The following is a 21,957-nucleotide window of genomic DNA, read 5'->3' on the forward strand; positions in this document are numbered from 1 at the left end:
GGCAGTATGAAAATCAAGCGCTACTTAGCCTACACCAGCGCGATGCTTGCCATGGCCGTTGCCACCACGGCCCAGGCCGAAGACGGCTACGCGGCTCCCGACGACTGGCCGCCCCCCATGACCGAGCACAAGATGGGCATGGCCCTGTTTGACCGGCTTGAATACAGCGTGCCCGATAAAGGCCAGGACGCCATGGTATGGGACTTCCAGGGCTGGTACGGCGGCGACGTCAACCGCGTATATCTCAAGTCGGAAGGCGAAAACGTCCAGGGCGACGGCGAAGACGCCGAGTTTGAATCCCTGGAGCTGCTCTACAGCCGCCTGATCGCCGATTTTTGGGAGCTGCAGGGCGGGATAGGTTATCAAGGTGGCGTCTTCTCGGATGATCATAACGAGCGCACCTATGGGGTCATCAGCCTGCTAGGCGTGATGCCTTATGGCATCGAGACCGACGCTGCCGTACAAGTCAGCGACGAGGGCGACTTGGCCGCAAGCTTTGAAGGCGAATACGACCTGCGCCTGACCCAACGGCTCTACCTGCAGCCACGCACCGAAATTGCCGTGGCCGCAAGTGAAGTGAAGGAGTTCGGTGTCGGCGAGGGGCTCAACTCGGTGCGTGTCGGCCTGCGGCTGGGCTATGAAGTGACACGCCGCGTTGCCCCCTACGTGGGCGCCTACTGGGAGAAAGAGTACGGCGACACCGCGGATCTCTCCCGTGCCAGCGGCGACAGCAGCGAAGATACCGGCGTAGTGGCGGGGGTCAGGTTGATGTTTTAAATCCCTAGGCGGGCTGTAAAGGATACCTGCGACGAACCCTTGCTTATTCATCAGCCCGTATTCAGCTTCTATTCAGGCCTTGGCGCTAAGCTGGATCACAAGAGAACCCGTTTGGCCTGCGCGCTAACTCGTTGGCGTAACGCCAAACGGTTCGTGGAAGCTTGAAGACGCGAGGAAGTTGCCATGATCCCGTACCCACAAATCAATCCAGTGGCCTTCTCCCTCGGTCCGATACAGCTTCATTGGTATGGCCTGATGTATGTGGTGGGGCTGACGGCTGCGTGGTGGCTGGGGCGACGGCGAGCCCAACGCCTCGGTCTGAACCATGACGATATCGGTGACCTGATCTTCTATGGCGCTTTGGGTGTCATCATCGGTGGCCGCTTAGGCTATGCGTTGTTCTACGGGCTCAATCAGCTACTGGCTAATCCCTTGTGGCTTTTCAAGCTTTGGGAAGGGGGCATGAGTTTCCATGGAGGCCTTGCCGGGGTGCTGGTAGCCGCCTGGCTGTTTGCTCGCCGTCACTGTCTAACCTTCTTCCAGCTAACCGATTTCATTGCGCCGTTGGTCCCCATCGGGCTCGGCGCTGGGCGTCTGGGCAATTTCATCAATCATGAGTTGCCGGGTAGGGTCAGTGAGCTTCCCTGGGCCATGCCATTCCCGCACATGGGACCAGAACCACGGCATCCCTCCGCGCTCTACGAGTTCGCCTTGGAAGGGGTGGTGTTATTCGTGGTGCTGTGGTGGCTCTCGAGTCAGCCGCGTCGTAGAGGAATGGTCTCGGGTCTTTTCCTGTTGCTCTATGGCCTCTTCCGCTTTGCTGTGGAGTTCGTTCGCTTGCCCGATGAACACATTGGCTTCCTTGCCTTTGGTTGGGTAACCATGGGAATGGTGTTGACACTGCCGATGATCCTCTCCGGTGCGGCACTGGTCATCTGGTCGCGGCGCAAGGCTAAAGAGGAAACAGAACGGGCAGGGCTCGCCAAGAGCCGTTCGGGCGCTTGACCTGCACCTCACCCGCAAGGGTTGCCATAGCTGAAGTTATTAGCGCTGATAGGTAACCCGAATTGTTGACGGAGGATGGTAATGAGCAATAAAGAACACCGTTTGGGCGTATCCGAGATCAACCTGGTGACCCGCCATCTGAAGCTTGATGCCAGCGACCTGGAAGGGGTGCATGCTGCGGTTGCGGATATCGATAAGCTCTTTGGACTGGACAACGTTTCATTCGATGACAAGAAACGAAAGCTGCACCTGGCCTACGATGCCACGCGCCTCTGTCTCGATTGTGTTGAGGAAATTCTCGAAAAGCATGCAATTGAGCTTAGCCATGACTGGTGGACACGCTTCAAGGAAGAGCATTACCGGTTTATCGACCAGAATGTAAAAGACAACGCCAAGCATGAGCCATGGAGCTGTCATCAGACTCCTCCAGGCACGGGGCGCAAGCGTTAACAGAAAGGTGCCCCTATTGCCGTTGGGGGCACCACATTATTGCCCGTTCAGCTACGTTACTCCTCTCGATCACGCTGAGACCCGAGATGGCGATGCATGAAAACGTGCATGCCCAAACATAGCACCATAGGCAGCAGCAGCCAGGCGCTGCCGCCAAATGATTCGCCACGCCAGAGCAGTAGCACGGCGGCGGCGCCCATCAAGGCTACGCAGACCAGCATCATCAAACCGTGGCCGCTGTGGCCGCGATTCCCCGTAGAGGAGCGTTCCTGGTTCTCCTGGGTAGGGTCGAAGTGCTTCATGAGGATTCTCCACTGGGTTGGGATTGCGCCCGAGCATAACGCCGCTTGAGCAGCAGAGAATTGCCGATCACCGAGAGGGAACTGGTGGTCATGGCGATAACGCCAATCATCGGATGCAACAGGCCGATGGCGGCGATGGGAATGGCGGCGACGTTGTAGGCGCTGGCCCAGATCAGGTTCTGTACGATCTTGCCGAAGGTGGCGCGAGAGAGGAGCATGGCGTCCACCACGCCGGTCAGCTCGCCGCGCACCAGAGTCACATCCGCCGCTTCGATAGCCACATCGGCACCGGCGCCGATGGCGATACCCACATTGGCCTGCTTCAGCGCCGCGGCGTCGTTGATGCCGTCGCCGACCATGGCCACATGGTTGCCATGCTTTTCCTGCAGCGCGCGGATGGCGTCGACCTTGCCTTCCGGCAGCACGCCTGCCTGGACCTCGTCGATGCCCACCTCGTCAGCCACGGCGCGGGCGGCGCGTTCGTTGTCACCGGTGATCATCACCACGTGCAGGCCGAGCTCGTGCATGCCGCGAATGGCCTCGACCGACTCCTGCTTGAGGGTATCGGCCACAGCAACTAGCCCCAGAGCCTTGCCGTCGGCAGCGACGATGACGACGGTGCGCCCATTGTTTTCGAGGTCTCGCATGGCCTCGTCCAAGGCCTCGAGGCCGCTCACACCCTCTTCTTCTAGCAGGCGGCGATTGCCGATCAGCACGCTTTGCTCGCCGACCTTGCCCGAGACACCGCGTGCCCCGGTGGAGCGGAACCCGCTGACCTCCTCGGGTGGGACCTCACGCTCGCGGGCGCCGTCGACAATGGCTCGCGCGATGGGGTGCTCCGAGGCGTTCTCGATACTGGCGGCGAGTCGCAGCAAATCGGCTTCATCGACCCCCTCGGCGGCGGCGACGTCAGTCAGTTTGGGCTCACCTCGTGTGATGGTACCGGTCTTGTCGAGCACTATGACCTTGATGTCCTTGAAGGTCTGGATCGCCTCACCGGAGCGGATCAAGATGCCGCGCTCGGCGCCGATTCCCGAACCCACCATCAGCGCGGTGGGGGTGGCCAGACCCAGCGCACAGGGACAGGCGATGACCAGCACGGCAATGGCGGCGAGTATCGCCAGTACCGGCGTCGCGGCCTCGGGATTCACCCAGGGCAGGAAGGTGGCGCCCCACTCGAGGATCGGCCGCAGGGCATCCGGGAACAGTGCCCAGGCCGCGAGGCTGACCAGAGCAATGGCCAGCACCACCGGCACGAATCGGCCGGTCATGCGATCGGCGAATTCCTGGATCGGTACCCGCGAGCCCTGAGCCTGATCGATCAGGCGTACCACCTGGGAGAGGAAGGTATCGCCGCCGACCCGTGTCGCCTTCACTCGCAGGCGCCCCTCCTTGTTGATGGTGGCACCGATCACGCTGTCCCCATTGCTCTTGTAGACCGGTATCGACTCGCCGGTGGCGATGGACTCGTCGAGATGGCTCTCGCCCTCGACCACTTCACCGTCGGTGGGGATCTTGTCGCCGGGCCGCACGATCATGATGTCGCCGGGAGCAAGCTCCTTGACCGGCACCTCGACTTCTTCGCCGTTGCGCTCCACACGCGCCGTCTTGGCGCCCAGTGTCATCAAGCGGCGAATGGCCTGGGAGGCGCGCCCCTTGGCCAGTGCCTCCAGGTAACGGCCGACCAGGTGGAAGGTCATGATGGTGGCGGCCATCTCGATGAACGAGGTCATGGGATAGACGAAGCCGACCAGGCCGATCAGATAGGGCGGCAGGCTGCCCATGGAGATCAGCACATCCATGTTGAATGTGCGGTTCTTCAGCGAGCGCAAGGTCGACTTATGGGTGGCGATACCGCCATGGAGGAACACCACCGGGAAGGCCAGTACGGCGATGATCGCCAGATACCCCGGAATCGGCTGCCAGAACATGTGCGGTATCATCAGCAGCATGATCAGGGTAGTGGGAACCGCGGCGATGATCAGCCGCTTGCGGGCCTGGCTGAGGTAGGCTTCCTCAATCTTGGCGTCGCTGTCGGCGTCTTCCGCCTCGCTAGTCTGCACGGCGGCCACATCATAGCCGGCACCTTCCACGGCGCTCTTGAGTGCTTCACCATCGGGGCCATCCGTGGCAACCGCGACCGACACCCGATGGCTGGCGATATTGGTGTCGATGGACTCGACCCCTTCGAGCCGCTCCAGGGTGCTGCGGATGATGCCGGCGCAGTGGTCCGAGCCCATGCCCGGCACCGTCAGACGGATCTGTTGCTTGGAATTACCGCCACTGACGGCAGCCACATCATAGCCGGCCCCTTCCACGGCCTTCTTCAAGGCATCGCCGTCGGGGCCATCGCTGGCCACCTCCACGTTGACATGATGGTTGGCGATATTGGTCTGGATCTCATCTACGCCATCCAGGCGTTCGAGCGTCTTGCGCACGATGCCGGCACAGTGGTCACTGCCCATGCCGGGTACCGTCAGGGTAATCCTGTCACGAGTTGCAACGGCCATCACAATCCTCCTTATGGGGTGCGAGCGAGGCGGTCAGTCAGGAGCCGCCTCGCTCGGGCACAGACGAACGATCAGTGGTGCGCGTCGTGGTCGTCAGGATCGGTGGCGCTGGGTACTGCCTCTTCCAACTGTTGGCGCTGCTCGTCGCTGAGCAGGTCGTTCATGGCGTTGTGGTGGCGAACATGCTCGACGAGCATTTCCCCGCGTAGTTCGGCCAGCCGGCCATGCAGCGTCTTTACCTCGTCCGGGTCAGGACGATCGCTTTGCATCTCGGCCATCAGGTCTTCGCGCTGGTTCATCATCCGGCCCAGGCGCTCCAACTGGGCCGGGCGGTGTTCCTGCATCAGCTCGCGCAATTGCTCACGCTGCTCCGGGTCGAGCATCTCCTGCATCATGCCCATGCCGGAACCGCCCATCATGGGGCAGGGCATCATTTCGCCACCCATCATGCCCTTCATCATGCCAGGGCCCATGCCACCCATCATTTCATCCATCATGCCGGAGCCCATGCCACCCTGGCCGTTCATCATTCCACTCATCATGCCGGAGCCCATGCCGCCCTGGCTGTTCATCATTCCTTGGCCGGGCTGACTGTCCGGCATACCTTGGGCGAGAGCGACACCGGTACCATTGGCACCGAGTACCAGGACGAGTCCGAGGGCGAGAGTATGCTTGCGAATCTTCATGACCGTTCTCCTTGCGGGGTATTGGTCCCTTTCAAGGACCTATACCTGCATTATTCCGACTACGTGCTGCACATAGGTCAAATGCTATGCGACAACATCTGGACCTCAGCCCGGTAATGTTGCTTGCCCATTGATCTACATCAGATTTGCAGACGTCGGGAACGTGTGCGCAAGACTTGCTTGCCAAACTCTCTCGTAGCTATCTTGAAGGAGACAGTGCAGATTTATAGATATGGCATGATGAAAGTGGTCGGCCTGACTGATATTACAAGTCTTGCTTATTCTGGTTCCACGTCACGCTGACCTCCAGCCCATGAGGTTCGCGGTTGGCCAGCTTGAGGCGCGCCTGTTGGCGCTGGGCCAGTTCCGCGACGATCGACAAGCCCAACCCGCTACCGGTAGTTTCCTGGCCCGAGGCGCGCCGAAAGCGCTCGGTGACTTTACCCAGCAGCGCATCGGGAAGGCCGGGGCCGGTGTCGCGCACTATCAACTGCGGCAAACCTTGCCAGCGCGTCAGTTCGACTTCCACGCGACCGCCTTGCGGCGTATAGCGCAAGGCGTTATCCAGCAGGTTGCGAAATAGGATGCCCACCTCGACTTCATCGACATACACCTTCAGGCGACTAAGTCCGTTTAGCGCAAGGTGTTGTCCCTGACTTTCCGCCAGCGGCCAGAGCTCTGCCATCAATTCGGCGATGATCGGGTAAAGATCGATCGCCTTGGGAGACTTCGTGGCTACCTGGTCCAGGCGCGCCAGCACGAGCAGTTGCTCGACCACCCGCTGAAGCCTTTCGACCCCTATATAGGCTTTTTGCAAGGATTGCTCGCCGCCTGCCTTGGCGTTATCCAGGTGAATCCTCAACGCTGCCAGCGGCGTACGTAATTCGTGGGCCGCGTCGGCGGTAAAGCGCCGTTCGCGTTTTAATGTTTCTTCCAGCCGGACGATAAAATCGTTGAGTGATTGGCGTAATCCGACCAGCTCTCGAGGAACGGGGTGGTCGATCCGGCGTAAATCCTCGGCGCTACGCCCTTGCACCTGGTTGGAAAGCTCCTGTATCGGGGCAATGCCCCGCCGGATAATACGGTTCATCAGCCATAAAAGCAGGGGCAGCAATAGCAGCATCGGCCATAGGTTATTCCAGGTAATCCGCTCCACCACTTCTTCATGAAAGGTGCTTCGCAGCCCCATGCTGATCCAGGAATCGCTCGCCGGGTCGAACATGCTGAAAACCCGCCAGCGGTGACCGTTGTAGTTTTCCCAGCGAAATCCCTCTTCACGAGGCGCGGGAAAAGGCCCCGCCTCGTTCCACATGCCACCGAGTACGTTGGGTGAGCCTTGCGCATGCCAAAAGCCCAGCACGAGCTTGCGTTCTTCTTCATGGTAGAGCGCTGCCGGAATGTCCTGGGCTACGTCAACGGCGATGCCGTTGCGATACTGCCGAGCGGGATGCCCGGGAATGCTCATGCGCGCGGCAAGGCGCGCGTAATCTGCCTCGCTGGCATCGGCAGTTAGCTGGCTCGCCACGATACGGCTATGCAGACTGAGCTGGGTATCGAGAATTTCCTCCAACTCGTGGTCGGTGATCAGATAGGCGGCGATAGCGGCCAAGCCAACCGCGATCACCACGACCAGCGCCAGCGTGCGAAGCAGATAACGCCGAATCGAGGTCATAACACTTGGCTGTCCAGCCGATAACCGATACCGCGCACGTTAACGATCAGGCGTTTCTCAAGCTTTTTTCGCAGATGATGAATGTGGACTTCCACGGCGTTGGACTCGACCTCTTCGCCCCAGCCATAAAGCAAGTTCTCCAACCGGGGGCGCGAAAGCACTTTATCGGGGTGACGCGCAAGTTCCAGCAGCAAGGCGTATTCTCGCCGCCCCAACTTGACCTCCTGGCCCCGCCACCGAACGCAGTGCTGGGCTTCGTCGATCGTGAGCGCACCCAGGCTAATCACCTGCGAGGCGCGACCTTCGGCGCGGCGCGTCAGCACGCGCAGGCGTGCCAGCAACTCCTTGAGATCGAATGGCTTGAGCACGTAATCATCGGCACCGGCATCCAGCCCACGGACTCGCTCCTCAATGGCATCGCGGGCAGTCAGTATCAACAGCGGCAGCGCGGATTGTTTTCTCAATTGGTGCAGCACCTGCATACCGTCCATGTCCGGCAAGCCCAGGTCCAGAATCATGACGGTGAACGCTTCGTTGCAGACGGCGCTCAAGGCCTCGCGGCCTTGGGTAAACCAGTCGACGGTATAACCCTCGCGTTCCAGAGCGGTTTTGATGCCGTCTCCCAATAGTGGGTCGTCTTCGATTAGCAGCAGCCGCATGGCACGCCCTCAAGCACAAAGCCACCATTATCACGATAATCCCTTAAGCCTTTCTTAATGGGCGTATCCCCGCCCGTTACTTATCCGCCCGAAACACTCTTCTCGCTTCCATTCGCCAATGCCAAGCGTTTAAGTCGATCTTAAGTCTACCGCGACATGCTGCCCGAGTCCTTACCCAAGCCGCCGCGACGACGACCAAAACGTTGCAGGCTCTAACGGAGTGCTCGCGCATGCTGTTGCTCACGCGTATTAGAACCAACCCTCAACTAAAGACCCTGGCGCGCGGATTGGAAAAGCGCCTAAAACGCGCACTGGTGGCGGCCTTGCAGCGAGTATTACCTCCGCCCACACCGGAAACCATCGAAAGCCTCGAGGGGGTGACGCGTATTCTGATCGTTCGCCCCAATTTTCGTCTGGGCAATGCACTGATCAGCACACCGGTGATCGATGCCGTTCGTCAGCGCTTCCCGGCGGCGCGCCTCGATTACCTGGCCACCGATAAAACGCTGCCCCTGCTGGCGCAACAGCCCGTGGATCGTTTTCATGTACTATCACGCACGGCGATCCTACGCCCCTGGCAGTGCTTGTCGCTATTGCGCCGCCTGCGCGCGGAACGTTACGACCTGGCCGTACAGGTCAGCTCAGGCTCCACCACCGGCCTGATCGTCACTCGGCTGATCCAACCCCGCTACAGCATGGGGCGCCGTCGCGGTGCCTCGCGTTGCTACCACATTGAAGTGGAAGGCCGCGCATCTCACGCCTACGATGAAATCGCTGATTTAGCGCGGCCGTTCGGCGCCGTTTGCCATAATCGACCACGGCTTACGCTTACCCCCGCTGAACGTCAGCAAGCACTGAGACATCTTCATCAACTGACTGTGCCGATTAAAGCCGACGGCAATGGCGCGCCCTTTTTGGCGGTGTTCGTGGGTGGACACCAGAACAAGCGTTGGCCATTGAGTTTTTGGCTACCGCTACTAAGCGCCCTGGAAGCCCGCTCGCTGGCGTATGTGGTGTTTTTGGGACCAGAGGAAGCAAGACTGGCGCCCGAGCTTGAACAGTACATGGCCAGCGCCGCCTTCGGCTCGCTCTGCTACCCACGACCGCTGCGCGAATTCGCCGCCATGCTAGACCGCGCCCAACTGCTGATTACGCCCGATTCCGGCCCGATGCACCTGGCGGCCGCACTGGACGTACCCAGCATAGCGCTGCTGCGGGAGAAAAAATCGCTCGGGTTTGCTCCCAAGGACTCGGCAGACACTCCTCTCTGGCAACCAAGTCACCACGATGTACTGAACGCCATTCAGTCAACACTCGCGCGCGAACCAGCCTATACCTACCCACTGGCAGGCTGAGCGGAAAAAAGCGCTACGCCAATAGCGGGGGATCTCTTGGTCAGCCGTGCCACTCCCGCTTATTCAACAGTGCTTAAGCGACCGTTAAGTCTGGAGCGGCATGTTATCGATGTTCAGATAACAAACAGGGATACCCGCATGATCTTATCGCGCTTGGATTATCGTCCGGATTTTAACAACCTGGATGACGTGCTTATTGTCTCCATTCATTCTGACAAATGTAAGCGAACGGGCAACACCGCTTGTCAGTGATCAGGCGGTGTGCTGCCAGTGGTGAGGCAGTAGTTCGTGGAGCTGGCTGGCCTTCTGGGTCGGCAGCCGTTCCAGCACATCCTTCAGGTAGGCATACGGCTCGTGGCCGTTCAGCTTGGCGCACTGGATCAAGCTCATGATGGTGGCAGCGCGCTGGCCGCTGCGCAGTGACCCGGCGAACAGCCAGTTGCTGCGGCCCAGCGCCCAGGGACGGATCAGGTTCTCGACCCGGTTGTTGTCGATGGGCAACCCGCCGTCGTTGAGGTAGCGCGTCAGCGCCGCCCAACGCTTCAGGCTGTAATCCAGCGCTTTCGCCGTTGCCGAGCCGTTCGGCACCTTCTCTCGGTGAGCCAGCATCCAGCGGTGCAGCGCATCAGAAATGGGCCTCGCCCGTGTCTCTCGGAGTCGTTGGCGTTCTTCAGCGCTGAGTGACTGGGCCTCTCGCTCCACCTGGTAGAGCTGACCAATCAGCTCGATGGCCTGCCCGGCGATCTGGCTCTTGCCGGCCACGTGCAGGTCGACGAACTTGCGACGCGCGTGGGCCATGCAGCCGATTTCGGTGACGCCGTTGGCGAAGCTCTGCTTATAGCCGCTGTAATCGTCGCAGACCAGCTTGCCCCGCCACTCGCCGAGGAAGTCACGGGCATGCTGGCCGCCACGCGTCTCACTGAAGTCGTAGACCACCACCTTCAATCCGGCGTAGGACGTGGCGGCGTAGGCCCAGAGGTAGGCCCTGTGGGTCTTCTTCTTACCGGGGGCCAGCATCGGCACCGGGGTCTCATCGGCATGCAGCACTGGCTCGTCGAGCAGCAGGTCGCGCAGCGCATCGATCAGCGGTTGGAGCCGCACGCCACAGATGCCGACCCACTCGGCCAGGGTGGAGCGCGGAATCGCCACGCCGGCACGGGCAAAAATCTGCTCCTGGCGATAGAGCGGTAGGTGGTCGGCATACTTGGCGATCAGTACCTGGGCCAGCAGGCCGGCGGTGGGGATGCCCTTGTCGATGATCTGCGCCGGCATCGGCGCCTGGGTCAGCGTCTCACACTGATCGCAGACCCACTTGCCACGGATATGGCGCTCGACGTGAAACACGCCTGGCGTGTAGTCGAGCTTCTCGCTGATCTCCTCGCCGATCCGCCGCAGCTGGCAGCCACAGGTGCAGTGCTCGCTTTCCGGGTCGTGGCGAATCTCGGTGCGCGGCAGCTCAGGAGGTAGGGGGGCGCGCTTGGGCGTTTTCTTGGCCGCCGGTGGCGTATCGGGTGTGGTCAGATCTGCCAGCTCAGTCTCGATGGCGGCGATATCGGCATCGACCACTTCCTCCAGCAGGCTGATCTGCAGGACGTTGAGCTGCTCGCTGCGCTTGCCGAAGGCGTGGCGCTTGAGCAGCGCCAGTTCATAGGTCAGCTTCTGGTTGACCTGCTCGGTATGCCGCAGCGTTTTCTGGCTCTGTGCCAGTGCCTGTTCCTGCTGCTCGACCTGCGTCATCAGCGTTGCCGCCAGGTGGCGGAGCTGATCGGGGGTGAGCTGGGACAGATCGGGCGGCGTGTTCATCCGCCGAGTATGCCAGCCCGCTGGCGAGAACGGGATTGGCGCATCCGCGAATAGCCGGGCCGCTGCGTCTGTGCTGCACATCACACGACCGAGATTACCCCGTCGGTGCCGAGACGTTGCCAGGGCAGACCTTGTACCAGCGCCGCCACCTGCTCGGGGCAAAGCGCGACGCGATCACCGTGCCAGTTACCCGCCCAGTGGAACTTGCCCTGGTTCAGGCGCCGGGCGCACAGCCAGACGCCCAGGCCGTCGTGAATCAGCACCTTCATGCGGTTGCCGCGGCGGTTGGCGAACAGGTAGGCACAGTGCGGGCGAGCCGCGCCGAACACCTTCACCACCCGGGCCAACGCGGTATCCGGGCCGGCGCGCATATCCAGCGGCTCGGTGGCCAGCCAGATCTCGTCGATGCGGATCATCCCAGCAGCCCTTTCAGCCAGTGGCCACACTGAGCGGCCTCACTCACCGGCCAGCGCACGGTGATCGTGCCCCGTGAGGAGGGCAGCTCGATGCAAATCTCGCCAGCGGTGGTGGGTGGTGTTGGCAGGCTGGCCTCTGCTGGCGGCACCGGCAGGGGCACGAAGTCCGGCACGGCCGGTAGCTGGCTCTGCCGCTTGGCCTTGCGGATCCAGGTCTGGACGAGGTTGGTGTTGAGCCCATGCTGAAGGGCGACCTGGGCAATGGAGGTATCGCCCTGCAGGCATGCCGCGACGATCTTGGCCTTGAACGACGGGGCGTAGCGACGGCGGCGACGGATCTCACGCTCGGTGCTTGGGGACGTCATGAATAGGTGCCCATCTATTGTTACGTGGGCACCTAATGTCACTGGCCAAGGGCTTACGCGGAAGGCGTGTTCACCGGACGCTTACTGACAAATGGCTTGCCTTAAGAGTCAGTCTCGTTTTAACCGTGTTATTGACAGGATTGCTGGGGTTCGTGGCAATAAGCGTGATAGAGATAATCATCGCCGTATTGAGTGTCGCGGCAAGCGGCATAGCTCGGTTGTTTATACTGTTTCATACTGGCAACGGACAGGAACGTGCAGCAAGTGAGCTGATAATGGGGCTGGAAGCAATGGGCACCGCAGGAGTAGGAACATTAGTTGTTTTATATTTACTGGCTTAGCGAATATAGCACTGCAAAATCCTTGACCTGTAGGCTACACCAAGCTCTAGGCTTAGGAGTCACGGAAGACGAATCGAACACTTTTCAAGGAGGCTGAACCATGGCGTCAACGTCCACGCATCAGACTGCCCATGTCTACCGGATGAAAACCGCCGAGCACATGTGCCCGTTCGGCTTGAAGACCGTCGATCTGCTCAAACGCAAGGGCTTCGATGTCGATGATCACACCTTGACTTCCCGGGATGAAGTCGATGCCTTCAAAGCCCGGGAGAACGTCGATACCACACCCCAGGCGTACATTGGCGACAAGCGCATCGGCGGCTACGAGGAACTGCGTGAATACCTGGGGATGAGCGTGCCTAACGCCAAGGGCACCACCTACCGTCCGGTCATTGCCATTTTTGTCACCGCGCTGCTGATCGGCCTGGCGATTAGCTGGGCTGCCCAGGGCACGTTGTTTTCAGCGCGTATGCCGGAGCACGCCGTCGCTACGGCGATGGTACTGCTGGGCCTGCAGAAGCTGCAGGACGTGGAAAGCTTCAGCAGCATGTTTCTCAACTACGATCTGCTCGCTCAGCGCTACGTTCCCTACAGCTACGTTTACCCCTATGCCGAGACCCTCGCTGGCCTGTTGATGCTCGCCGGCACGCTTATCTGGCTTGCCGCACCGTTGGCACTCTTCGTCGGTACCATCGGCGCCGTGTCGGTATTCAAGGCCGTGTATATCGACAAACGCGAACTCAAGTGCGCCTGCGTGGGCGGCAACAGCAATGTCCCGCTGGGCTTCGTGTCGCTTACCGAAAACCTGGTGATGATCGCCATGGGGCTGTGGATGCCACTGCGCATGCTCACGTGATCCCGCGTTGCTGTGGCGGATAACGCTTGGCCTTTAAACGCCGTATGAGTGCAGGCAGTTCGTACCAAGCCTAGCCAAGGAGCTCGCCCATGCCAGGCCTGACCCGACGACAGCTACTGAGCGTTGGCGCGGCGATGATGGCCACGACCATGCTCGGTGGCCGTGTGCTGGCCCAGGGCCGGTTCGACGACATCGCCGCCGAGGCCGAGCGGCTGGATCAACTCCACTCGCTGGTGATCCATCGGCAGGGCGAGCGCCTTTTTGCCGAGGCATTTCGGGGCCCGGCGCTGGACCAGCCTGCGAACGTGAAATCGGTGTCCAAGACGCTTGTCGCGTTGCTGACCGGTATCGCCATCGACCGGGACATTCTTGAAGGCCCCGATCAGCGCGTACTGCCGCTGTTGGGTCGTGCGCCGGCGGGAGACGCCCGCGATGAGCTGACTATCGGCCACCTGTTGAGCATGCAGGCGGGCCTCGGCAGCACCTCGCGCGGCAATTACGGCGCGTGGATAGCGAGCAATGATTGGGTCGATTATGCGCTGAATCGCCCGCTGGAAGACCAACCAGGCAGCGGCTTCATCTATTCCACCGGCGGCTGGCATATTCTGGGAGCAGTGCTTTCTCAAGTAACCGGGCAGAGTCTGCATCGGCTTGCTCAAGACTGGCTGGGCGATCCGCTGGACATCGTGATTCCCCCCTGGACTACCGATCCGCAGGGACGCTATTTCGGCGGCAATAACATGGCGATCAGCCCGCTGGGGCTAGCGCGAACCGGCGACATGGTCCTCAATGGCGGCCAGGTCGATGGCCAGCATGTCGTCAGCGAAAGCTGGATCGAGACCTCCTGGCAGCCGCGGACCCGCTCGCCGTATTCGGGCGATCAGTATGGCTATGGCTGGTTCCTGACCACCTATGCCGGCCAACAAGTCGCCTACGCGCGGGGCTATGGCGGGCAGATGCTGGCGGTGGTGCCCAGTCGCCACCTGTCCATCGCCATTACCTCGGACCCCACCAAGCCAGCCAGCAGCGATGGATATTTCCTCGATTTACAACGGCTGGCCGAGCGGATCGTCGAAGCGGTGTAACTTGATCATCGCAGCGGTATTACTTGGAGAGTGTCTACGGCGCTTTTATCGCGACCACACCAAGCGCCAGCCAGCCAGCTATCAACAGCACGCCGCCTATCGGCGTCACGATCCCCAGGTTGAGCCCCGCCAGCGCCATCAGGTAGAGCGAGCCCGCAAATGCCGTGACACCCAGCATCCACAGCGCCAGCACCCAGCGTTGACCGGCCAGTGGCTGCACGCTGCGCCAAACCAGCATTACCATCATGGCAAGGGTGTGCCACGCCTGGTAGCGCACACCGGTTTCCACCGCGCTGACCATGGCGGCGCTAGTCCGCGCCGCCAGGCCGTGGGCGGCGTAGGCGCCCAGCATCACTACCATGGCGCCGGAAAGCGCTACTCCCACCCACCACACTCTGTCCCGCATCGCCTGCTCCCGTCGTCGTCATCACTATTACGTCGTTATTACTTTCATCGATTCATGCTTATATTCGCCCTCGCCATACCTTGCCTCGGCCGTAGCCGCTACAATAAGGACGTTTTTTATTTCACTTGCGAGGATGCCATGCAGATTCAACTCAACGGCGAACCGCATGCATTGAACTCCACCATTACCGCTGCCGATCTTGTCGCCCAGCTGGGGCTGGCGGGTCGACGTATCGCGGTGGAGATCAACGAACAGATCGTGCCACGCAGCCAGCTGGCAGAAACACGCCTTGCCGACGGCGACCAGGTGGAGATCGTCCACGCTATCGGCGGTGGTTAACCGTCGCGTCACCGAGGACCCGTTTTCATGACTCATCCAACCAACGATACCCCGCTGATCCTGGCCGGCCGCAGCTTTACGTCGCGCCTGCTGGTCGGCACCGGCAAATACAAGGACTTTACCGAAACCGGCGAGGCCATCGCCCAGAGCGGCGCCGAAATCGTGACGTTCGCCGTGCGCCGGACCAATCTCGGCCAGGACGCCGATGCGCCCAACCTGCTGGATGCCGTCTCGCCCAGCCGCTATACGCTGCTGCCCAACACCGCCGGGTGCTACAACGCCAAGGACGCGGTGCGTACCTGCCGCCTGGCCCGGGAACTGCTCGATGGACACAACCTGGTCAAGCTGGAAGTGCTGGGTGACGACCATACGCTCTACCCCAACGTGGTCGAGACGCTGAAAGCCGCCGAGACGCTGCTCGCCGACGGCTTCGACGTGATGGTCTACACCAGCGATGACCCCATTGTGGCACGCGAGCTCGAAGCCATGGGCTGTTGCGCCATCATGCCGCTGGGCTCGCTGATCGGTTCCGGTCATGGCATTCAGAATCCGCACAATGTGCGCCTGATCGTCGAGCAGAGCCGCGTCCCCGTGCTGGTGGACGCCGGTATCGGTACCGCCTCCGACGCCGCCATGGCCATGGAGCTGGGCTGCGACGGGGTGCTGCTCAACTCCGCGATCGCCCACGCCCGCGAGCCACTGCGCATGGCCAACGCCATGAAGCTCGCCGTGGAAGCCGGTCGCGATGCGTTTCTGGCGGGCCGCATGCCACGCCGCCAATCCGCCGACCCCTCCTCCCCCTTTGCTGGCCGTATCAACGGTTAATCGATTCGAGACATCATGACTGAACCACACAACGCCGGTGGCGCCACCACCGGCCCGGAAGGCCCGGATGCGCCGCTGCATCGGCGCGGCATCAAGAGCTATGTGATCCGCGCGGGCCGCATGACCCAGGCACAAAGCCGCGGCCTGGAAGACGTATGGCCGCGCCTGGGTCTTACGCTCGCCGATGGCCGCCAGGACCTTGATTCGTTGTTTGGCCGCCAGGCGCCTCGCGTGGTCGAGATCGGTTTCGGCATGGGCAACTCGTTGATCGAGCAGGCCGAGACCCACCCGGATACCGACTTCATCGGCATCGAAGTCCACGCCCCGGGTGTCGGTAAGCTGTTGGATGAAGCCGACAAACGCGGCCTGACCAACCTGCGCGTCTATCGCGAGGATGCCTTGGCGGTGCTCGAGCAGTGCCTGCCGGAAGGCTCGATCGATACGCTGCAGCTGTTCTTCCCCGACCCCTGGCCGAAGAAGAAGCACCATAAGCGGCGTATCGTACAGCCCGCGTTCGTGGAACTGATTCGCACCCGGCTCAAGCCCGGTGGGACCTTCCACCTGGCCACTGATTGGCAGGCCTACGCCGAATGGATGGCGGAGATTCTGGACGCCTCTCCCGGCTATACCAATACGGCGCCCGCCGAGAGTGCCCCGTATGTGCCGCGTCCGGAATTTCGCCCGCTGACCAAGTTCGAAGCACGTGGCGAGCGCCTGGGGCACGGCGTGTGGGATCTGATTTACGCACGCAGCCGATAGTCAGTCCCACGCCCATCATCACCACCGCCATCCCGGCCCAGCCATAAGGGCCGGGATACTCGGCAAACATCGCCGCCGCCCACAGCGCCGTAACCGCCGGCGTGAGATAGATCAGGGCCGAGGCCCGGGTCACGCCGAAGCGGCGCAAGCTGGCGGTAAAAAAGCCGTACCCTCCCAGGCTCGAGAGCATGACCAACCAGGCGATTGCACTCAGGCTGGGGCCGTCGAAACGCGGCGGTGTCAGGGTGCCTTCCGCCATGATCAGAGATACCATCACGAAGACTCCCGCCGCCGCCCATAGCTGCGTCATCAGGGTAGCCGACAGCGTCATGCGGCTTTGCCACCGCTGGCTGAGCACACTTCCCAGAGTAACCGACGTCACCGCCAGCAAGGGTAGAAGATAAGCCCATCCCGGGGCGCTGCCTTGCCCCATGTCGTCCAGCACGCAGATCGTCACGCCAGCCGTTGCCAGCGCCATGCCCAACCAGCCACGCGGCGAGAGCCGCTCACCCAGCAGAGGGCCCGCCAGCGCGGCGGCAAGTAGCGGCTGGAGGGCGGTGATCAACGCCGTCACGCTGGTGCTGACACCCAGCTCCAGCGCCAGCATCACGCCCAGCAGGTATCCTCCCATGGTCAAGGAGCCGATACCCAGTTCCTGAAGAAAAGGGGTCCGGCCCAGGCGTTGGCGCTGGGTCATGTACCACCATGCGCTGACGATAATGGCGGCCACGATGAAGCGCCAGGCGAAAAGCTCCCATACCGACGTTGCAGCCTGCGTGGCCAATCGCCCGCCGACGAATCCTGAACTCCAGCACAACACGAACCCTATCGCTATCCCCAGCGAGCCTAGTTGCACGACCATGATTTTCTCTCCCGCTTGTTTCTGGCCTTGAGTCTGAAGCAGAAAGAGCATTCAATGAATCGATATTAAAAGTAGGCAGCCTACAATATGACTGAACCCACTTATTTAAGCCCTTATGTCTGAACCAACAGCCCCAACGCTGGATCTCGAACTGCTGCGCAGTTTTCAGGCGGCGGCCCAGCACGGCTCGCTGGCCGCGGCAGCACGCGAGCGACACCGCACCCTCAGCGCCATCAGCATGCAGATCAAGCGCCTGGAAGACGCTCTCGACACCCAACTGCTGGAACGGGGTTCCCGCGGCGTGACGCCCACCGCCGTGGGCGAGGCACTGCTCCAGGAATCACGCGAGCTTCTGCGTATTCACGACGGCATGCTCTCCCGCTTCAGCGGTCGCGCCCTGGTCGGCAAGGTACGTCTTGGCCTGCCCGAAGATTACGCCCGGGAAATGCTGGGAAACGTGCTGACGGATTTCATGGCCTATCACCCCGACGTGCTGCTTGAAGTAGTCACGGCGACCAGCGGCGAACTGGCCCGCCAGATGAGTCGCTCCCAGCTGGCGCTGAGCGTCATGCTGGATCGCCCCCATGCCCTGCCCGACGGCGAAAAGCTGTGGGAGACGACCCCAGTATGGGCCGGCCCGAAAGTGGGCGAGATCACCGCCCGCGCCTACCTGCCCCTGGCACTTCATGAGGTGGACTGCCCTTACCGCGCCCTGGCGATGGATGCTTTGCAAGCGATGGGCAAGCCCTGGCATGCGGTATTCACCAGTACCAGCATTCATGCCATCGAAAAGGCGGTGGAGATGGGACTAGCGATCAGCGTGCTGGATCGTGAGCGCTTGACACCGGCCATGCGCGAACTGGGAGAGGCGGAAGGCCTGCCGCCGCTCAAGCCGTGTGTAGCAAAACTCTTTTTTGCCCGGCATATAGAGCCCGGGTCCCGGGCGGCGGTGGAAGCCCTCGCCACCCTGCTGCGCGAGCATTTGAGCGTGCGCGGACCATGGCGAAACGTCTGAACGTGAAGCAAATGAAAGGCTTGAAGCGAACCTCCTTTTCCCTAGCTATTCTTGAATTGACAATGAGTTTCTCTCTGCATATATAAATTACGATAACAAACATAAATAACCCTATCCGCCCCGCAGATGGCAACCACTTGCATGCGGAATGAGAGGCGAAGATGCCATTGTCACCGATCAAGGGATCATGCCTCTCGCTGTCTTTATGGATGCTCAGCCACCTTACCCTGGCTCAGGATTTGTCGGGTGTCGTGACACGCGGCGTGAGCCCGCCCTATAGGGAGGCGCTGGACCAATCTCCGCCGAGGCAGGAACTGACTGATGTTCCCCTCTCGCCAGCCCTGGAAGCATTGCTTGACCCGAGCGCGCTCGAGCAGGAACTGTCTCGCCATGGCCTCACCGGCGGCAGCGTACTGGGCGGTGGCGGCAACAAGCTCTTCGTCACGGCCACCGGCGGCTCGGAGACCGCCACGATCGTCATCAACGAGATCGAGCCAACGACAGTGATAACTGCGGCGGATGACGAGACCCTGCTCGGGATGGTCGATATTGTCTGGCGCCACGCCCCACCTGAAGCCGGATCACGTATTTATCACATCGTGCTCGACCATCCGTTGCCTTTGTCCGCCTGGTCGGCCTCCGGTATCACGGGCATTGCCCAGGCCAACATCGCGCCACTGCCACCCAGCCGACATGGCAACGCACAGGGGCTGGGGGCGGTGGCGGTCTCGAGTTCCGCGCCGGCATCGGTCGAAGACGTCGTGCGAGAAGCCGCGCAGCGTGCGTATGACGCCACTCCTTACGCCAAGCAGCAACGGGCCGCTATCGATGAGCTTCACGCCCAACATCACGCCTCGATGGTCGAGCAAGAGCAAGGGCGAGAGCGTCAGGCACGCCGCCTGGGACTCGTCTATCGAGCGCCCGAATTCTGGAGCGAGTTCACCTATTCCGCCGACCTTCGCCGGATCTTCACCGGCGAAGGGGTCCCGCCGGCACTGGCGCTACGTTTCTTGACGGGCTGGGTTCCCGCACGCGCCCGAACGTGCGGCGGTAGCGATGATGCCAGTCAGGTCGAGTGGCCGGACGGACCGCATTTTCGCCGGATTGCAGCGGACGATCCGCATGCGGAAATTTTCCCGGCTGAAACCCGGCTGAGCGTACCCCCTGAGCTCTTGGCGGTCTTCGAGATCGTGACTGATGCACCGCTTCTGTCGGAACCACTGGTCAACCAGATCCTGGCGCATGACGCCACCCGGACCCGTTTCATCGCCGCAGAACTGGATGCCGCGCGCCTCATGCTGAAGGCCGGCTGTAACAGCGCAACCAGCAGCCAGTTCGAACAGAACCTTCTGCGCACGATCATGAAGGAAGACAGCTTGCAGGGCGCTGGTGTTTCGATCACCAATGCCGAGGAGGAAAGTGATGCTCCCCCATCGTGATACCACACGCCCGCGCTGGCTCGGCACGATGGCTGCCGGGGGCATATTGCTCGCGTCCATGGCGACCGCTCAGGAGCTGCCGCCACCGGTTGACTTCATGGGCACCTTCTCGCCGAGCGACCTGGCCGAGGCGAGAAAGCATGTCTACGAATTCCACTGCCAAGCCCGCGACACCTCGGCCTATTGCACCGATCCGGCGCTGATCCTGCGTCGCGAACGTCTTATCGAAGCAGCGGCGGCGGCAATCGCACGGATGCCGGACATTTCAGGACGGCGGGATATCCAACCCAAGGGATTTTGGGCATTTTCCAGCAATATCGTTGGTTGCCGGGATGACAGGCCATGTGTCGCCAGGCTGCTGGACGAGTACACCGCCGCGTGGAATGCTCGTAACACGGCGGTCGATCCCGACCCCGTCGCCGCCTTTTACGACCCTGGCTACGATTGCACCACTCGACAGATAGAGGCGAAACAGGTCATCTGCCGCGATCCATCGCTCGCCGATAAATATCGGGACATGCTCGACCTCGTGGAGAGCGTTACCAAGGCAGTGGATACCAGGCAACTGGCGCCAGAGGATCGTACGGTTCTCGCGGACCATTACTGGCACACCACGCTCTATCCCTGTCGTAACGACAAGGCGTGCATCTCGGAGCAACTCGACCTGGGAGTCGGCCGCATCAACGCCGTTCTCGCGCACGGTGAAGAAAAGATGGCGGAACTTGCGAGGCAAGAGGCCGTTGCCGAGCGACAACGGCACTTGGCGGCGCTTGCCCAGTCACGCCGGGAGGTGGCCGGCAACATCGAAGGAATTTTGCGCGACGTGTCGATGCCGGCGATATCGGCCCAACGGAGCCATTCGCAGGCCCGCGATGAAGTGCGTGACGAGCGAATCGCCAAGCTCGAAGCGGCACTCGCCGACAGGGCGCAACGGGAAGGGCGTGTCTACCGGGCACTCTGGTTCTGGAGCCAGTTTCGCAACCCGAAAGACATGCGCATCGTCTTTGACGGCAACCGCGTGCCTGCGCCCACCAATCCAGACGAGGTAGTCTACTTTCACTTCGGCTATCCCCTGGCGCGTGGTACCGCTGCGCAAGTCGCCATCCTGACAGCCTGGGTCCGCACTTATGATGCCCATTGCGGTGAACGGCTGCCGAATAATCCCGACACGTTGAGAACGGAATACCTGGAAACGAATGGCCCGTATTTCCGCCGCATGACCCGGGTCACCAGTACCGATGTGCTGCGTTTCCAGCCGGGCCTGATGCGGCCGTACGTCGCGTCCCGTGACGCCATGCGCGCAAACCAGGCGAGCCAGTTGCAGAACAATCAATGGCAGATGCTCGGGGAAATCGTGCGCGGCGGTCGCAGTGCCCTCGCGGGTATGGCCGGCGGGACGATTGAACCCTACCTATATGCACTGGACGATTTTGATCGGTTCTTCCAATTGGTCGGTTGCGACAGCCCGACCGCGCGGCAGATGTCCCAGGGTATCTTCCTGCTGGCCGACGGTGCCTCCTTGCCCGCCGAGACAGGCGACGCCGCGATTGCCGGAGCGGCATGGGTGAGCGATAGACCCCAAGGCGCGGGTGAGTACCGCCTGCACAGCGAGCTGTGCTGGGGATACGAGCTTGCAGCGTCCCATAACGCCTGTGGCTGCCTCGTGGATCTCGCGTCCAGCCGGATGAATGCACCCACGCCACTGCCTGTATCGCTTGCCTATTCAGAGGTCAACGCGGCCTTCCAGTCGGCCAGCGATGTCGAGCAACGAGTCTGTCGAAACCCGCTCTCCGCGGTCAGCGGGGGGTTGATCCCGTAGCAATGAATGGCGGGCTAAAAAAGAAAGCCGCCCCGAGTGGAGGCGGCAAAAGACCGTGACTAGCAATGAGAGGGAGAAACCATGACAGAAACTAGCGATTTCCATCCTGGTCATGTGGCGCCTCATCAACGCCACACCCCCAATGTAATCATTCTCATTTACCTCGTCAATACTAATGCGAATATTTTTTATTTGATTCCATGTATCATCT

Annotated in this window: 22 protein-coding genes and 1 pseudogene; 13 read left to right on the forward strand and 10 right to left on the reverse strand. The window is 61.3% G+C overall.

Translation table 11 applies throughout. The annotated features are described in order from the left end of the window. Positions 1–6 precede the first annotated feature (6 nt). The 3 genes from R5M92_RS15135 (at position 7) to R5M92_RS15145 (ending at position 2,232) form a co-directional block, all read left to right on the forward strand. Positions 7–777 (forward strand): copper resistance protein B, encoded by a 771-nt coding sequence (locus R5M92_RS15135; protein WP_346796795.1) that lies wholly within the window; start codon positions 7–9, stop codon positions 775–777. A 183-nt stretch (positions 778–960) separates the two neighbouring features. Continuing rightward, entirely contained in the window at positions 961–1,782 is an 822-nt protein-coding gene (gene lgt / locus R5M92_RS15140; RefSeq protein ID WP_346796796.1) for a prolipoprotein diacylglyceryl transferase, read from the forward strand. An 81-nt stretch (positions 1,783–1,863) separates the two neighbouring features. Beyond that, positions 1,864–2,232, forward strand: coding sequence for a cation transporter (locus R5M92_RS15145; protein WP_346796797.1), 369 nt, complete (start codon positions 1,864–1,866; stop codon positions 2,230–2,232). A 56-nt stretch (positions 2,233–2,288) separates the two neighbouring features. Here R5M92_RS15145 and R5M92_RS15150 read toward each other — a convergent pair whose 3' ends face one another. From R5M92_RS15150 to R5M92_RS15170, 5 genes are all read right to left on the reverse strand, one after another. Then, positions 2,289–2,534, reverse strand: a complete 246-nt coding sequence (locus tag R5M92_RS15150; RefSeq protein WP_346796798.1) for a hypothetical protein — start codon at positions 2,532–2,534, stop codon at positions 2,289–2,291. Continuing rightward, positions 2,531–5,044, reverse strand: coding sequence for a heavy metal translocating P-type ATPase (locus R5M92_RS15155; protein ID WP_346796799.1), 2,514 nt, complete (start codon positions 5,042–5,044; stop codon positions 2,531–2,533). The genes R5M92_RS15150 and R5M92_RS15155 overlap by 4 nt, the downstream gene beginning before the upstream one ends. 71 nt (positions 5,045–5,115) lie before the next feature. After that, the gene (locus tag R5M92_RS15160; RefSeq protein ID WP_346796800.1) at positions 5,116–5,730 is read right to left on the reverse strand and encodes a Spy/CpxP family protein refolding chaperone; all 615 of its coding nucleotides are present in this window, start codon (positions 5,728–5,730) and stop codon (positions 5,116–5,118) included. A 265-nt stretch (positions 5,731–5,995) separates the two neighbouring features. Continuing rightward, entirely contained in the window at positions 5,996–7,402 is a 1,407-nt protein-coding gene (locus R5M92_RS15165) for an ATP-binding protein (protein WP_346796801.1), read from the reverse strand. Continuing rightward, on the reverse strand, positions 7,399–8,061 hold the full coding sequence (locus R5M92_RS15170) for a response regulator transcription factor (RefSeq protein ID WP_346796802.1): 663 nt from the start codon (positions 8,059–8,061) through the stop codon (positions 7,399–7,401). The genes R5M92_RS15165 and R5M92_RS15170 overlap by 4 nt, the downstream gene beginning before the upstream one ends. A gap of 230 nt (positions 8,062–8,291) precedes the next feature. On the opposite strand from R5M92_RS15170, the gene R5M92_RS15175 reads away from it, so the two are divergent. Then, entirely contained in the window at positions 8,292–9,416 is a 1,125-nt protein-coding gene (locus R5M92_RS15175; protein WP_346796803.1) for a glycosyltransferase family 9 protein, read from the forward strand. A 252-nt stretch (positions 9,417–9,668) separates the two neighbouring features. On the opposite strand, the gene tnpC is transcribed toward R5M92_RS15175, so the two are convergent. The 3 genes from tnpC to tnpA all read right to left on the reverse strand — a co-directional run bounded on the left by tnpC (position 9,669) and on the right by tnpA (position 12,000). Beyond that, complete coding sequence (gene tnpC / locus R5M92_RS15180) at positions 9,669–11,219, reverse strand: IS66 family transposase (RefSeq protein ID WP_346799379.1); 1,551 nt, start codon at positions 11,217–11,219, stop codon at positions 9,669–9,671. 80 nt (positions 11,220–11,299) lie between these two features. Then, positions 11,300–11,665, reverse strand: a complete 366-nt coding sequence (tnpB, locus tag R5M92_RS15185; RefSeq protein ID WP_346796484.1) for an IS66 family insertion sequence element accessory protein TnpB — start codon at positions 11,663–11,665, stop codon at positions 11,300–11,302. Next, positions 11,632–12,000 (reverse strand): IS66-like element accessory protein TnpA, encoded by a 369-nt coding sequence (tnpA, locus tag R5M92_RS15190; RefSeq protein ID WP_346796483.1) that lies wholly within the window; start codon positions 11,998–12,000, stop codon positions 11,632–11,634. Before tnpA ends, tnpB begins: the two co-directional genes overlap by 34 nt. 35 nt (positions 12,001–12,035) lie before the next feature. Between tnpA and R5M92_RS15195 the strand changes: the two genes are divergently transcribed. From R5M92_RS15195 to R5M92_RS15205, 3 genes are all read left to right on the forward strand, one after another. Then, on the forward strand, positions 12,036–12,341 hold the full coding sequence (locus R5M92_RS15195; protein ID WP_346796804.1) for a hypothetical protein: 306 nt from the start codon (positions 12,036–12,038) through the stop codon (positions 12,339–12,341). A 100-nt stretch (positions 12,342–12,441) separates the two neighbouring features. Further along, complete coding sequence (locus R5M92_RS15200) at positions 12,442–13,197, forward strand: glutaredoxin (RefSeq protein ID WP_346796805.1); 756 nt, start codon at positions 12,442–12,444, stop codon at positions 13,195–13,197. Between the two features lie 89 nt (positions 13,198–13,286). After that, positions 13,287–14,282 (forward strand): serine hydrolase, encoded by a 996-nt coding sequence (locus R5M92_RS15205; protein WP_346796806.1) that lies wholly within the window; start codon positions 13,287–13,289, stop codon positions 14,280–14,282. A gap of 34 nt (positions 14,283–14,316) precedes the next feature. Here the strand turns inward: R5M92_RS15205 and R5M92_RS15210 are convergent, their stop codons facing one another. Continuing rightward, positions 14,317–14,688: a DUF423 domain-containing protein gene (locus tag R5M92_RS15210; RefSeq protein ID WP_346796807.1), complete on the reverse strand. Its 372-nt coding sequence runs from the start codon at positions 14,686–14,688 to the stop codon at positions 14,317–14,319. Between the two features lie 138 nt (positions 14,689–14,826). Between R5M92_RS15210 and thiS the strand changes: the two genes are divergently transcribed. The 3 genes from thiS to trmB are packed head-to-tail and all read left to right on the forward strand — an operon-like array spanning position 14,827 to position 16,611. Next, positions 14,827–15,027, forward strand: coding sequence for a sulfur carrier protein ThiS (gene thiS, locus R5M92_RS15215; RefSeq protein WP_346796808.1), 201 nt, complete (start codon positions 14,827–14,829; stop codon positions 15,025–15,027). A gap of 27 nt (positions 15,028–15,054) precedes the next feature. Next, positions 15,055–15,852: a thiazole synthase gene (locus R5M92_RS15220; RefSeq protein ID WP_346796810.1), complete on the forward strand. Its 798-nt coding sequence runs from the start codon at positions 15,055–15,057 to the stop codon at positions 15,850–15,852. 15 nt (positions 15,853–15,867) lie between these two features. Next, positions 15,868–16,611, forward strand: a complete 744-nt coding sequence (trmB, locus tag R5M92_RS15225; RefSeq protein ID WP_346796811.1) for a tRNA (guanosine(46)-N7)-methyltransferase TrmB — start codon at positions 15,868–15,870, stop codon at positions 16,609–16,611. A gap of 58 nt (positions 16,612–16,669) precedes the next feature. Here the strand turns inward: trmB and R5M92_RS15230 are convergent. Further along, positions 16,670–17,524, reverse strand: a pseudogene (locus R5M92_RS15230) (DMT family transporter); the annotation flags it as partial. A 64-nt stretch (positions 17,525–17,588) separates the two neighbouring features. On the opposite strand from R5M92_RS15230, the gene R5M92_RS15235 reads away from it, so the two are divergent. The 3 genes from R5M92_RS15235 (at position 17,589) to R5M92_RS15245 (ending at position 21,746) form a co-directional block, all read left to right on the forward strand. Further along, positions 17,589–18,488, forward strand: a complete 900-nt coding sequence (locus R5M92_RS15235; protein WP_346796812.1) for a LysR family transcriptional regulator — start codon at positions 17,589–17,591, stop codon at positions 18,486–18,488. Between the two features lie 161 nt (positions 18,489–18,649). Then, a complete protein-coding gene (locus R5M92_RS15240; protein WP_346796813.1) occupies positions 18,650–19,927 on the forward strand; it encodes a hypothetical protein in 1,278 nt (425 codons plus the stop codon). Further along, a complete protein-coding gene (locus R5M92_RS15245) occupies positions 19,911–21,746 on the forward strand; it encodes a hypothetical protein (RefSeq protein WP_346796814.1) in 1,836 nt (611 codons plus the stop codon). Before R5M92_RS15240 ends, R5M92_RS15245 begins: the two co-directional genes overlap by 17 nt. Positions 21,747–21,957 lie beyond the last annotated feature (211 nt).

Source organism: Halomonas sp. Bachu 37, assembly GCF_039691755.1.
Taxonomy (GTDB): domain Bacteria; phylum Pseudomonadota; class Gammaproteobacteria; order Pseudomonadales; family Halomonadaceae; genus Vreelandella; species Vreelandella kashgarensis.